Genomic DNA, 12,965 nt, shown 5'->3' on the forward strand with positions numbered 1-12,965 from the left:
GACGAACCGGCCCGGATTAATTGCGCGCCACGAGCGCGTCGACCTGCTCGAGCAGCGCTTCCATTTCCACCTCGGTGACGTCGGCAGGCTGGGCGTTACCGGAGAAGAACGTCGCGCTGTAGTACAGCCCGTCCCCCATCAGCTTGACCGCCTGGGCCAGCGGCCGGCTGCCCAGGGCTTCCTCGAGCGCCTTCAGCCACAGGTCCTGGATCCGCGAGAAGGCATGCGCGGCCGCCGGGTGGCCCTGCTGCACCAGCCGGGCCACCGCGACGATCGCCCGGTCCAGGGGTGAATCCACGTAGTGCGAGGTCCGCACGTAGTAGCGCGCGGCGCCTTCGGGCGCGGCGCCGATCTTCACGGCGTCGTCTTCGGTCAGCGCCTCGAGCCGCTGGCACAGTCCTTCCACCATCGCTTCCTTGGACGGGAAGTGGTAGAGCAGCCCGCCCTTGGAGACTCCGGCCGCGGCGGCTACCGCGTCCATGGTGGCGGCCCGTTCACCCTCTTTGATGAGGATGTCTTCAAAGCTGTCGAGGATCCGGTCTTTCGCGCTGGCCATGGCTCCATCCTACGGGTCGGCGAATTGTTTATAAACCGTCCAGACGGTACAGTTATGCCGTTCCCGTTCGTTCCTCCAGGAGGTGCAGTATGCTCACGATCACCCAACGCGCCGGCCGCAAGGAGTGGACCGCCCTGGCGGTGCTCATGCTGCCCGTCCTACTGGTCGCCGTCGACAACACGGTCCTCAGCTTCGCCCTGCCGGCCATTTCGCTGGACTTCAACACCAGCGGCACCACGCTGCTGTGGATCATCGACATCTACCCGCTGGTGCTGGCCGGACTGCTGGTCGCGATGGGCAGCCTGGGCGACCGCTTCGGCCGCCGGCGGATGCTGATGATCGGCGCGGCCGGGTTCGCAGCCCTGTCGGCGGTCGCCGCGTTCTCCCCCAGCGCCGAGCTGCTCGTCGCGGCGCGGGCCGGACTGGGCATCTTCGGCTCCATGCTGATGCCGGCCACGCTGTCGCTGATCCGCAACATCTTCGGTGACCGCGGCCAGCGCCGGCTGGCCATCGCGATCTGGGCGGCCGGCTTCTCCGCCGGTGCCGCCCTGGGCCCGCTGCTCGGAGGCTTCCTGCTGGAGCACTTCCACTGGGGCGCGGTCTTCCTGCTCGCCGTGCCCGTACTGGTGCTCATGCTCGCGCTGACCCCGGCGTTCGTGCCCGAGTCCCGCGATCCATCGCCGGGCGGCGTGGACGTGGTCAGCATCGCGCTCTCGATCGCTACCATGCTGCCCGTCGTCTACGCCATCAAAAACCTGGCCAACGACGGTGGCTTGCCCGCAACCCTGGCGAGCGCCGCCGTCGGGCTGGCCTCCGGCTGGCTGTTCACGCGGCGCCAGCTCTCCCGCACGAGTCCGATGCTGGACGTGCGCCTCTTTGCGGTGCGGCCGTTCACCGGCGCGGTGCTGGTCAACCTGCTGGCCATCTTCTCGCTGGTGGGCTTCCTCTACTTCGTCTCGCAGCACCTGCAGCTGGTGCTCGGGCTCGGCCCGCTGGAGGCGGGGCTGGTGCTGCTGCCCGGCCTCGCGGTGACGATTGCGGCCGGCCTGCTCGCCGTGCCGCTGGTCCGGCGGATCCAGCCGCATCTGGTGGTCTCCGGCGCCCTGCTGCTTTCGGCCGCGGCCTACTGGATGGTGGCTTCCTCCGAGGACGGCTCGGCCGGGTGGCTAATGCTGGCCTTCGTCGTGCTGGGAGCGGGCGTCGGCGCCTCCGAGACCCTGTCCAACGATTTAATCCTCTCCAGCGTGCCCGCAGCCAAGTCCGGTGCCGCCTCCGCGGTCTCGGAGACGGCCTACGAGGTCGGCTCCGTGTTCGGAACGGCACTGCTGGGCAGCATCCTGGTGTCCTCGTACCGCGACAACGTCGAACTGCCGGCCGGCCTGGACCCGGAACAGGCGGCGGCTGCCGGCGAAACATTGGGCGGCGCGATCAATACCGCGGCCGACCTCCCGGCGCGGAGCGCAGACGCCCTGCTGGACTCGGCCTTCCGGGCCTTCGACAGCGGTGTGTCGATCACCGCGGGCATCGCCGCCGTGCTGATGCTGGCCGCGGCCTGGCTGGCCTTCCGGACCCTGCGGGGCGTCCAGGCCTGAGCCGGATCGCCGTCGAGCGAACCCGGCCGATTCATTGCTCTATACCCCAAGGGGGTATAGACTGTGTGGGCAGGACACGGAAGGAGCAGCCATGAACCCGGAACCGGCCGCCGTCGACACCGAAGCGGAAGCCCTCGCACACGCGGAGGCGTCCGCCGTCGACCCCCACGTCGGCCATGCCTACACGACGGACAAGGCGGCGTACCAGCGCCGGCTGAAGCGGATCGAAGGCCAGGTGCGCGGCATTGCGCGGATGGTCGATGAGGACAAGTACTGCATCGACATCCTGACGCAGGTGGCCGCCGTCAACAAGGCGCTGCACGCCGTGAGCATCGGGCTGCTCGAGGACCACATCTCGCACTGCGTCGTCGGAGCGGCCAAGGAATCCGAGGCCTCCGCGGACCCCGCAATCGTGCAGGAGAAGGTCAAGGAAGCCACGGACGCCATCGGCCGTCTGCTCCGCTGAACCGCCCATTCCCCAAGGAGAGCACCATGAGCACCATTACCAAAGTCAGCATCGACGGCATGACCTGTGGCCACTGCATTGCGGCCGTCACCGAGGAACTCACCGCGATCGAGGGCGTCCAAGAGGTTGCGATCGAGCTGAACAAGGGCGGGATTTCCACCGCCACCGTCCAGTCCGCGGGCCAACTGGATCCGGAACAGGTCGGCGAGGCCGTGGCAGAAGCCGGCTACCTCGTGGTTGCGGACGAGGCGTAGCGAAGCAGGGCACTTTAGGTAGGGCACGTCGCGAGCGGTGCCCTACCGCGCCGCCATCAGACTTGGCAGGAGGGAACGGGGCAGCGATGACCCACGAAACGGACACATGGGTGGCAGGCGAGGCGGGGCCGTCGCGCCTGGTCGAACTCGAGATCGAGGGCATGACCTGCGCCTCCTGCGTGAACCGCGTGGAACGCAAGCTCGGCAAGATCGAGGGCGTGCACGCGAGCGTGAACCTGCCGCTTGAATCGGCGCAGGTGACGGTGCCCGCGGGCATCACGGACCAGCAGCTGGTCGAGACCGTGAACGCCACGGGCTACCGGGCGCGGGTCAAGGCGGCAGGGCACGCGGACCGCGCCGAGTCCGCCGAGCACGCCGAGCACGCCGGGCCAATGGACCACCTGGACGATGCCGGAACCGAAGACCACATGGCCCACGGCGGCACCGCCCGGCAGCTCCGCCCGCGGCTCTGGGTCGCGGCGCTGCTGACCGTGCCCGTCGTCGTGATCTCCATGGTGCCCGGCGCGCAGTTCCCGCACTGGGGCTGGGCGGCCTTGGCGCTCTCGGCCCCCGTGGTGTTCTGGGCCGCCTGGCCGTTCCACCGCGCCGCCGCCGTCAACGCCCGCCATCTGGCCTCCACCATGGACACCCTGGTTTCCATCGGCGTGCTCGCGGCGTTCCTCTTCTCGGCGTGGCAACTGGCCATGGATCCGATGATGACCGCGCAGCAGCATTCCGGCATGGCGGAGGGAGCCTTGTATTTCGAGACGGCCGCCGTCATCGTTACCTTCCTCCTGCTGGGCCGCTACCTGGAGGCGAACGCCAAGCAGAAGGCCGGCGACGCGCTGAAGGCGCTGCTCAGCCTGGGCGCCAAGGAGGCCACCGTGCTGCGCGACGGCGCGGAGGTCCAGGTCGCCGCGGAGCAACTGGTGCCGGGCGACCTGATCGTGGTCCGGCCGGGCGAGAAGATCGCGACGGACGGCTACGTCGTGGAGGGCCGCTCCGCCGTCGACACCTCCCTCATCACCGGCGAGTCCGTTCCGGTGGATGTGGAGGCGGACGACGCCGTCACGGGCGCGACCATCAACACCTCCGGCCGGCTGCTGGTGCGGGCCACCCGCGTCGGCTCGGATACCACGCTGGCGCAGATGGGGCGGCTGGTGAGCCAGGCGCAGGCCGGCAAGGCGCCAATCGCACGGCTGGCGGACCGAATCAGCTCGGTATTCGTGCCGATCGTGCTGGCCATCGCCGCGCTCACGTTCGTCCTGTGGCTGGTCTTCGCGGGCGACCTGCAGTCCGCTTTTACGGCCGCCGTCACCGTGCTGGTGATCGCGTGCCCCTGTGCGCTGGGGCTGGCCACGCCGACCGCACTGCTGACCGGCACGGGCCGGGCGTCGCAGCTGGGCATCCTGATCAAGGGCCCGCAGATCCTCGAGGACACCCGGCATGTGGACACGATCCTGCTGGACAAGACCGGCACGGTCACCACCGGCAAGCAGTCGGTCAGTTCCGTGGCGGCGCTGAACGGGCATGCCGAGGCGGACGTGCTATGGCTCGGGGCCGCGGTAGAGGCCGGGTCGGAGCACCCGATCGCCCGCGCGGTGGTCGCCGCGGCACAGGAGCGCGGGGCGGTGCTGCCGGCGCTCTCCGATTTCCACAGCGCGGCCGGGGGCGGCGTGCGCGGCACCGTTTCCGCGAACGACGGCGGGAACGTCACCGTGGTGGCGGGGCGGAGCAAGTGGCTGGAGGAGAACGGCATCGCCCCGGACGAGGAACAGCTGGCGGCCTTCCGGGCGCAGCAGGAGGCGGGCGCGACGGCCGTCTGGGTTGCCGTGGACGGCGCCGTGGCCGGCATCGTCAGCCTGAAGGACACCGTCAAGCCGGGCTCGGCCGCCGCCGTCGCGCGGCTGAAGGAGCTCGGCCTGCGGCCGGCCCTGCTGACCGGTGACAACGCCGCAGTGGCCGCCCAGGTGGCCGCCGCCGTCGGTATTGCCCCCGAGGACGTGCAGGCCGACGTCCTGCCGGAAGGCAAGGTCGCGGCGGTGAAGCAGCTGCAGGCCGAGGGCCGGACCGTGGCGATGGTGGGCGACGGCGTGAACGACGCGGCGGCGCTGGCACAGGCGGACCTCGGGATCGCCATGGGCGCGGGCACGGACGTGGCGATCGAGGCCGCCGACATCACCGTGATGGGCAGCGAGCTCGGCCAGGTGGTGCAGTCCATCGAGCTCAGCCGCAGGACGCTGTCCACGATCAAGGGCAACCTGTTCTGGGCGTTCGCCTACAACACGCTCGGCATCCCCATCGCGGCACTGGGCCTGCTGAACCCGATGGTCGCCGGGGCCGCAATGGCCGCCAGCTCGGTGCTGGTGGTGGCCAACTCGCTGCGGCTGCGCAGGTTCGCCCGGTAGCCGGCGCTCCCCCAAGCGCCGCTCGGCAGCCGCCGCTTCGCGCAAACGACTCATTCCGCTGCGTTTTGGAGTTTCTCCTACGGTCTAAAACGGCGGCAGAATTCCAGAACGCAGCAGAATCGGCAGGCGGCGGCAGTCCGCCTAGGTGCCGTAGCGGACGGCGGCGCGGGCCTTGGCCTTCGCCGCCTCGTCATCCCGGTTCTTCGGCGGCGCCGTCGTGACGAGCGAGTCGAGCAGGTGCTGCGTGATGTGCGCGATCTCGTGGACGGCCTCGTTGAAGGCCTGCTCGTTCGCCTTGGAGGGCTTGTTGCTGCCGCTGACCTTGCGCACAAACTGCAGGGCGGCGGCTTCAATCTCGGCGTTCGTGGCGGACGGCTCGAAGTTGTGGAGCTGGCGGATGTTGCGGCACATGATGCCTCCTCGACGGGAACGGGCTCAGGCTGGCTCCTTCCAGTCTGCCCCGCCCGGTCGCCGCACGCTACCGAGCCGTCGGAGCAAATCTGACGCCCGTTCGCAGAAGAGACCGGCCGCTCACACGAAGGCGGGGCCCAGCCGCTTAAGCTGGGCCCCGCCGTCGTTAGGGGAAAGCCGCGCGGGCAGCGCTTGTGTCACACCCCGCACGGGCAGGATCAGCGGCTTGCGCTGAGTTCGTGGTCATCGCGCTCGGACTCACCAGCCGGGGCCGCGACAGCCAGCACCGGCTTGCCCAGCATCGAGATGAACGCCGCGCCGAGCAGCATCGGGACGATGAACAGGAAGTACAGATCCGTCGGCTGCCAGCCGCCGTCCATCAGCGCGCCGGCGATAATCGGCGAGGCGATGGACCCGACCCGGCCCATGCCGATGACCAGGCCCAGCGCGGTGCCGCGGACCTCGGAGGAGTAGTAGGTCGGGCTGATGGCCAGCATGCCGGCGATCGGGGCGTTGGAGCCGAAGCCCACCAGGAACGCCGCCAGCAGGGCGCCGGCCAGGGACCCGGTGGAGAGCGAGAACGCGCCGAAGGTCAGGCCGCCGAGGATGAAGAAGACGGCGAGGACCTTGCGCATCGGGAAGCGCGCGCCGAAGAAGCCGAGGGTCACGGCCCCGACGATCGCGCCGACGCTGAAGAGCACGCCCGCGTTGATGCCGTCCTGCTGGCTGAAGCCGCTGGCGGTGACCAGCTTCGGGGTCCAGGAGTTGGCGAAGTAGAAGCTGGCCATCAGGACGAAGTAGCTCAGCGAAATCAGGATGGTGCGGCGGGCGTTGGTGCCGGTGAGCACGTCGGCGAAGCGGGACTTCTTCTTCGCGGGGGCCGGGGCGGCATCGGGCAGCAGGGAGACGGCCGGCTGCTCGATGCGGGCCAGTACCTTGTTGACGCGCTCCAGGGCGTTGGCCGGGCGGCGGACCAGCAGGTAGTCGATCGATTCCGGCACGGCGCGCCAGATGATCGGGATCATGACCAGCGTGATGACGGCGCCGAACATGAAGGCCGCGCGCCACCCGTAGGCCTGGATCAGGACACCGGTAATCAGGCCGCCGACCACGCCGCCGATGGGCTGGCCGATGCTGACCAGGGCCAGCGAGGTGGAGCGGCGCTTGGCGTTGGCGAACTCGGAGGCCAGCACGTTGGCGGTGGCCTGCAGGGTTCCTACCGCCAGGCCGGTGATGAAGCGCAGCACGACCAGCAGTCCGTAACTGGGCACGAAGGCTGAGGCCAGCATGCCGAGCGCGACGACGGTGGCGCCCAGCAGGAGGGTCTTCCGGCGGCCGATGATGTCCGCAATCGTGGAAACGAAGATCGAACCGAGGGCCATGCCGACCAGGGCGGAGCTGAGCAGCATGCCCAGCTGTCCGGCGCTCAGGCCCCAGTACTCGGAGACGGCGTTGGCGCTGAACGCCATGACGAGAACGTCGAAGCCGTCGATCATGTACAGGGCGGCGCAGACGGCGATAATGCCGATCTGCGTCCGCTTCATGGGGGCGGCTTCGATCCGCGACTTGATATCCATTCGGGGCCTAACTCTTGCTGATGCCTGGACCGACCGTGCGACTCGGGAAGAAAGATCGGTTCGACAGGTGAACGAACGTTCGGTATCAGAGAGAAAGTATATGGCCCCGGGCACCCCCTGCCGTGTCGACCGCCACACATTGTGAGTAAGCTCACCGCTCCGGCCGGCGCGGCGGGGTTTGCGGGCGCGGCGCGGTTCGCGGCGGGCCGCGGCGCCCAGCCGAGCAAGTCGTAGCAGGTGGCGCTAAAGTACGACGGCGCCCCCTAGGCTCCGGCGTCGCCCCGGTTCCGGGCGGGGACGGGCTCCGCGGGCCTCATCCTGAGCGGCTGCGACCGCAGTTCGCCCAGGCGGACCAGCACGACGCCGGCGACAATCAGCACCCCGCCGAGCAACTGGACGGCCGCGGGCAATTCGCCCAGGAGCAGCCAGGCCCAGAGCACCGCGAAGAGCACCTCCGTCAGCGATACGAAGGAGGCCACCTTGGAGCCCAGGATCCGCGCGGCCATGATGCCCGTGACGTAGGAGAGGACCGTGGAGAACAGCACGAGTCCGAGCATTGGGACCCACCACGGGGTGCTCCAGCCGCCCAGGGTGACGTCGTCGGTGCTGAACCCCATGGGCACGGCACCGACGGCGCCGAGCAGCAGCATCACCGCCCCGCCCACCAGCAGCCCGCCGGCCGCGAGCACCAGCGGCGGAAGCGAATCGTTCTGTTTGGCGGTGATGAAGAAGTAGATGACCAGGCAGACGGCCGCACCCAGCCCCCAGAGCACCCCGGCGGGATCCAGCCGGGCGGAACCGAACACATCCAGCACGAGCATCAGCCCGGCAACGGACAGCACCGCCCCGGCCAGCGTCGCCGGCCTGGGCATGCGCCGGCTGGTCAGCCACAGCCACAGCACGATCAGCACCGGCGCGAGGAACTCCAGCAGCAGCGCCACGCCCACCGAGAGGGTCCTCACCGCGTTGAAGTAGAAAAGCTGGCAGCCCGCCACGCCGATCAGGCCGAAGAGCACGATCGTCCTCCAATTGCCCCGCACCTGGTGCCAGCGTCCGCGCAGGGCCAGGGAGGCGGGGACCGCAAGCACCAGTGCGGCTCCGATCATGCGGAGGGCGACGGCGGCACCCGGCGTCCAGCCCGCCTCCAGCAGCGACTTGGCGAAGGAGCCTGACAGCCCGAACACGGCGGACGAGAGCAGCGCGATACCCACACCGGAGACAGCCGCGGGCGGAACCGCGCGGGCAGCCGGAACGTGGGCGGTTTTGCCGGCCATGGGGACCTCGACTATCGGACTGGAGCCCTGCCCTCGCTGCCTCATTGCAGCGGAATGTCAGGGGCTAAAACGGGTATAGTAGTGACAGTACTTTCGTTCCCGTTCAGGAGTCAAGATGGTTTTTGCCCATGACACCGAGGCCTCGCTGCTAGACGCGGCAAAGCTCATCAATACCGCCGAAAACGAAGTGGACCGGCTCAAGACCATGGCGGACCTGGACGAATTCCTGGAGGTCAACGGGTACACGGGTTCCCGCACGCACACCATGCATGAGCTGCGCGCGGTCCGCCACCTGCGGCCGCAGTTGCGCGCCATCTGGACCGCGGAAGAAGATGAGGCCGTACGGCTGGTCAACAATATCCTGCGGAACGGCCGGGCGCTCCCCCAGCTCGTCAAGCATGACCATTGGGAGTACCACCTGCACGCCACCACGCGCGAGGCGCCGCTGGAGGTCCGGATGGCGGTCGAGGCCGCGATGGCTTTCGTCGACGTGATCCGCGACCAGGAGCTCGAGCGCCTGCGGGTGTGCGAGGCCGAAGACTGCAACGCCGTCCTGGTCGACCTGTCGCGCAACCGCTCGAAGCGCTTCTGCGACACCGGCAACTGCGCCAACCGCACGCATGTCGCCGCCTACCGGGCCCGCAAAGCTGCCGCCGCCCCGTTGCGAATCCGGAAATCATCAGTAGGCTGAGGAATGGAGTAGTAATACCCACCTACGAACTGGAGGAACAGCCATGATGAAGAAAGCAGTTTTCCTGGCAGGCGTCGGCGTCGGATTCCTGCTCGGCTCGCGCTCCGGGCGGGAGAGCTACGAAAAGCTCAAGACGGAGGCCCAGAAGCTCTGGAACGATCCGAAGCTCCAGCACAAGGTGTCCGAGAGTACCGAGTGGGCCAAGCAGAAGGCCCCGCAGGTGCAGGAGAAGGTCAGCGAGAAGGCCAAGGAAGTCTTCCACAAGAACGACGACGGCCACGGAGCCGGGCACGCGGGCACCGGCACGGCCGGCACCACCAGCCCGGGCGTCACCGGAACCACCAGCCCCACGGCAACCGGCGAGTTCCTGCGTGACCCGTCCCGGCCGGACCAGGATCCGCTCGCGTAGCCCCGCTACATCCGCCCGTGCCGGGCCCTGATCATCGCGAATATGCCGTAGCAGATCAGCCCCAGGGCGATCGCCAGCAGTGCCGGAACACCGAACGGGTGTTCCGGCAGTGCTTTAAGGCTCCCGTCCAGGCCGGTCGACTCCGCCGGGTCGTGCTTGAGCGTGGCGATGACGATCAACAGCCCCATCAGCATTAGGGCCACGCCCTTGGCGATGTGCCCGAAGACGCCGAGGCCGTTCACTGTGCGGCCGCGTTTGGTCACCCCGAGGTTGAGTTCTTCCTTGAACTTGAGGCGCAGCGCCTTGACCACGAAGTAGACGCCGATGCCGAAGACCGTGCCGCCCGCCGCCACCAGCAGGGCCATGCCCGGTCCGGTGGCCAGCAGCGCCGCGGTCAAATCCTTGGTGGACTCGCCCGAGTCCGAGCGGCCGCCGAGGGCGTAGCGGGCAAACGTGAGCGAAAACAGCCCGTAGGCAATGCTGAGCGATCCCGAGGAGATGGCCTTGGATACCCGCTCGCGCTTCCGCGGCAGGTGCCGGGCCCGGAAGGTCGCCTCGCTGAATTGCCACAGGGCGAGGCCGGCGCAGCCCAGAAAGCAGCTCCACATCACGATCGGCCCGAACGGGGCGCTGGCCGCCAGCACATCCACCGCACCAGCAGGGTCTGCCTCGCCGTAGCCGCCGAAGGCGATCCGGAGGGCGATAGCGCCGATGAGGATGTGCACTAGGCCGAGCACAGCGAAGCCAAACCTCGCCAGCACGTCCAGCGTCCTGGTGTTGGAGAGTTCCTCGGCGGCGTCAGCCGTACGCGCCGCCAGCGAATCGGCTTGGTTCTCGCCGCTAATTTCCTGCACCGCAGCCCCTAGCGCACGGTACGCGGGTCAGGCGCTTCGCGGCGTCCCGCCGTCGTCGTTATTGTCCGGATCCGGCTCCTCGCGGGGCGGTGTCCCCGGCCGACGGCCGTCCGCATTGCTCCGCGGATTGCCCACGCTGCCGGCCCCGCCGGGAATCTTGGAGGAGACTCGGTTGACGCCCGAGCCCTCGCTCAGGTGGCCGGGGTTCTCCTTGCTGGCCATGGTCAGCACGGCGACCAGCAGCAGCGACGCGATGAACGCGATGCCCGCGGCCGTGATGCCCAGATCCCAGCGCAGCTCGTTGCCGGCACCCCCGGTGGAGAAGATCATCGTGAAGAAGCCGGCGATGACCGCGAGCACCGCCGAGAAGATCAGCGGCCCCTTGACGGACATCCGCGCCTCGTTGGATGCTCCGGACGGCTTGGTCCCCACGATGAATCCTCCTGAATACTGCAAAGCTTTCCACACAAGTCTACCGGCTGTAGAAGAAGCCGGGCTTCGCGGGCGGCAAGCCGGCACCCGGGCGGGCGCGGGGGCCGGACTTAGGCGGCCGCGGCCTTCCGAGCATCGAACCGGTAACTGAGCGCCGCGATTCCCAGCACGACGGCGATGATGATGGCCGACCCGCCGAGCACGCCGAGTAGCGCGTGCGCGCCAAGGTGCGTGAAGAAGGGCATGGCGGCGCCGAAACCGACCGACACGGCGCCGGTGATGAGCCAGTCCTTGGCGAGCACGGAGCCCCGCGCACCGCGGTTCTGCCACCAGAGCACCAGTTCCGCGCCGCCGCCGATCAGCAGGGCTGCCGTGGCGAGGATGGTGAACGTCGCCGGGGCCTGCAGGGCCATGGCGAGCAGGCCGGCGACGGCGAAGGCCCCGGCCTGGAGCGTCAGCAGCGTGCGGTAGTCCCCCGCCGCGGGCCTGCGCGAGAGCATCCACACGGCGGCGCCGCTGAGCAGCAGGTAGAGCCCGCCGGCCACAGCCATGACGGCCTCGCCCGGCTCCTGCCAGAAGATGGTCAGGGCCCCGAAGACCGCGGCCACGAGAGCCCTCAGCATGATGGGTTGCCAGTAGGCTGCGGCCTGGTCTGCTCTGTTGGTGCTCACCCCCTCGAGTTTAGTGCGCCCCGGTGACCATCCACGCATCGTTGCGCACGCGCCAGCCGAGGGTCAGCGCGCGGGCGGCCATGTAGCCGAGCCCAAAGGCCGCCCACAGCCACACCAGGCCCGCGGCGCCGGACAGCCGTCCGGCGTCGACCAGGGCCAGCAGCGGCAGGTACATCAGGAGATTTACGACGCCGGAAATCGCCAGGTATTTCGCGTCGCCCGCCCCGATCAGCACGCCGTCGAGCACGAAGACGAAGCCGCAGATCGGCTGGCTGAGGGCCAGCAGCAGCACGCCGACGGCGAACGCCTCCTGCACGGCCGGATCCGACGTGAACATCCAGCCCAGGTGCGGCCCGGCGAGCCCCAGGACGGCTCCGGTGAGCACCCCGAAGCCCACGCCCCAGACGATCATCCGGCGGGTCAGCGAGTGGGCCAGCGGCTTGTTGCCGGCGCCGAGCTCCTTGCCGATCAGGGCCTGCGCGGCGATGGCGATGGCGTCCAGGGCGAAGGCCAGGAAGGTGAAGACCGTCATCACGAGCTGGTGCCCCGCCAGGCTCACCGGGCCCTGCGCGGTGGCGACGAAGACGGTGGCCAGGATGGCGATCCGCAGGCTCAGCGTGCGCAGCATCAGCCAGGAGCCCACGTGCGTAGTGGACTTGATGCCGGACCAGGTCGGCGCGAGCGGGATGCGGTACTTGACGGCGGCCCGGTAGACGATGACCAGGTAGACCGCGGCCATGCCCCACTGTGCCAGGCTGGTGCCGAGCGCCGAGCCGGCCACCGAGAGGTCGAGCCCGTACACCAGCGCGAAGTTCAGTCCGATATTGACCATGAACCCGATGCCCGCCACGAGCAGTGGCGTCTTGGTGTCCTGCAGCCCGCGCAGCACGCCGGTGGCGGCGAGGACGATCAGCATCGCGGTCAGGCCGGGCATCGACCAACGCAGGTAGTCGACGGCGTACTCGTGGACCTCGCCGGCGGCGCCCATGGCCGATGCGAGGGCAGGCGCGCTGAACCAGCCCGCCACCGAGAGAATCAGCCCCAGCAGCACCGCCAGCCAGATGCCGTCGCGCCCGATCGCCAGCGCCTCCGCGATCCGGCCCGCGCCGAGCATGCGCGCCACCGCGGGGGTCGTGGAGTAGGCCAGGAACACCATCAGGCCGACGGCAGTCTGCACCACGGTGGCCGCCAGGCCCACTCCAGCCAGCTGCGCCACGCCCAGGTGCCCCACGATCGCGGAGTCGGCCAGGAGGAACAGCGGCTCGGCCACCAGGGCCCCGAAGGCCGGGAGGGCCAGGGCGAGGATCGTGCGGTTGAGGCCCTGCTGGGGCCGGACCGCGGTTTGTCGTGAAGTCACGCTTCCCAGCTTA

Annotated in this window: 14 protein-coding genes; 6 read left to right on the forward strand and 8 right to left on the reverse strand. The window is 69.2% G+C overall.

All coding sequences use genetic code 11. The features are described from left to right. Positions 1-16 precede the first annotated feature (16 nt). The gene (locus OC550_RS15685; protein WP_262106848.1) at positions 17-556 is read right to left on the reverse strand and encodes a TetR/AcrR family transcriptional regulator; all 540 of its coding nucleotides are present in this window, start codon (positions 554-556) and stop codon (positions 17-19) included. A gap of 89 nt (positions 557-645) precedes the next feature. Between OC550_RS15685 and OC550_RS15690 the strand changes: the two genes are divergently transcribed. From OC550_RS15690 to OC550_RS15705, 4 genes are all read left to right on the forward strand, one after another. Then, entirely contained in the window at positions 646-2,148 is a 1,503-nt protein-coding gene (locus OC550_RS15690; RefSeq protein WP_262106849.1) for an MFS transporter, read from the forward strand. Between the two features lie 91 nt (positions 2,149-2,239). After that, the gene (locus OC550_RS15695; RefSeq protein ID WP_262106850.1) at positions 2,240-2,614 is read left to right on the forward strand and encodes a metal-sensitive transcriptional regulator; all 375 of its coding nucleotides are present in this window, start codon (positions 2,240-2,242) and stop codon (positions 2,612-2,614) included. 26 nt (positions 2,615-2,640) lie between these two features. Beyond that, a complete protein-coding gene (locus OC550_RS15700) occupies positions 2,641-2,868 on the forward strand; it encodes a heavy-metal-associated domain-containing protein (protein WP_262106851.1) in 228 nt (75 codons plus the stop codon). 86 nt (positions 2,869-2,954) lie between these two features. Then, complete coding sequence (locus OC550_RS15705) at positions 2,955-5,276, forward strand: cation-translocating P-type ATPase (RefSeq protein WP_262106852.1); 2,322 nt, start codon at positions 2,955-2,957, stop codon at positions 5,274-5,276. A gap of 141 nt (positions 5,277-5,417) precedes the next feature. Here the strand turns inward: OC550_RS15705 and OC550_RS15710 are convergent, their stop codons facing one another. The 3 genes from OC550_RS15710 to OC550_RS15720 form a co-directional block, all read right to left on the reverse strand. Continuing rightward, the gene (locus OC550_RS15710) at positions 5,418-5,687 is read right to left on the reverse strand and encodes a DUF2277 domain-containing protein (protein ID WP_262106853.1); all 270 of its coding nucleotides are present in this window, start codon (positions 5,685-5,687) and stop codon (positions 5,418-5,420) included. A 218-nt stretch (positions 5,688-5,905) separates the two neighbouring features. Further along, positions 5,906-7,264: an MFS transporter gene (locus OC550_RS15715; RefSeq protein WP_262106854.1), complete on the reverse strand. Its 1,359-nt coding sequence runs from the start codon at positions 7,262-7,264 to the stop codon at positions 5,906-5,908. A gap of 263 nt (positions 7,265-7,527) precedes the next feature. Continuing rightward, the gene (locus OC550_RS15720) at positions 7,528-8,538 is read right to left on the reverse strand and encodes a DMT family transporter (RefSeq protein WP_262106855.1); all 1,011 of its coding nucleotides are present in this window, start codon (positions 8,536-8,538) and stop codon (positions 7,528-7,530) included. A gap of 115 nt (positions 8,539-8,653) precedes the next feature. On the opposite strand from OC550_RS15720, the gene OC550_RS15725 reads away from it, so the two are divergent. Together OC550_RS15725 and OC550_RS15730 are read left to right on the forward strand one after the other, a co-directional pair. Further along, positions 8,654-9,229, forward strand: a complete 576-nt coding sequence (locus OC550_RS15725) for a CGNR zinc finger domain-containing protein (protein ID WP_262106856.1) — start codon at positions 8,654-8,656, stop codon at positions 9,227-9,229. Positions 9,230-9,272: 43 nt separating this feature from the next. Next, entirely contained in the window at positions 9,273-9,638 is a 366-nt protein-coding gene (locus OC550_RS15730) for a YtxH domain-containing protein (protein WP_262106857.1), read from the forward strand. A gap of 5 nt (positions 9,639-9,643) precedes the next feature. Here OC550_RS15730 and OC550_RS15735 read toward each other — a convergent pair whose 3' ends face one another. From OC550_RS15735 to OC550_RS15750, 4 genes are all read right to left on the reverse strand, one after another. Next, positions 9,644-10,492 (reverse strand): DUF1206 domain-containing protein, encoded by an 849-nt coding sequence (locus OC550_RS15735; RefSeq protein ID WP_262106858.1) that lies wholly within the window; start codon positions 10,490-10,492, stop codon positions 9,644-9,646. A gap of 27 nt (positions 10,493-10,519) precedes the next feature. Then, the gene (locus tag OC550_RS15740; RefSeq protein ID WP_262106859.1) at positions 10,520-10,924 is read right to left on the reverse strand and encodes a hypothetical protein; all 405 of its coding nucleotides are present in this window, start codon (positions 10,922-10,924) and stop codon (positions 10,520-10,522) included. Between the two features lie 110 nt (positions 10,925-11,034). Further along, the gene (locus tag OC550_RS15745) at positions 11,035-11,595 is read right to left on the reverse strand and encodes a hypothetical protein (RefSeq protein ID WP_262106860.1); all 561 of its coding nucleotides are present in this window, start codon (positions 11,593-11,595) and stop codon (positions 11,035-11,037) included. 10 nt (positions 11,596-11,605) lie between these two features. Beyond that, entirely contained in the window at positions 11,606-12,952 is a 1,347-nt protein-coding gene (locus OC550_RS15750) for an MATE family efflux transporter (protein ID WP_262106861.1), read from the reverse strand. Positions 12,953-12,965: the final 13 nt, after the last annotated feature.

The sequence above is a fragment of the Arthrobacter sp. Marseille-P9274 genome (assembly GCF_946892675.1).
In the GTDB taxonomy this organism is placed as follows: Bacteria; Actinomycetota; Actinomycetes; order Actinomycetales; family Micrococcaceae; genus Crystallibacter.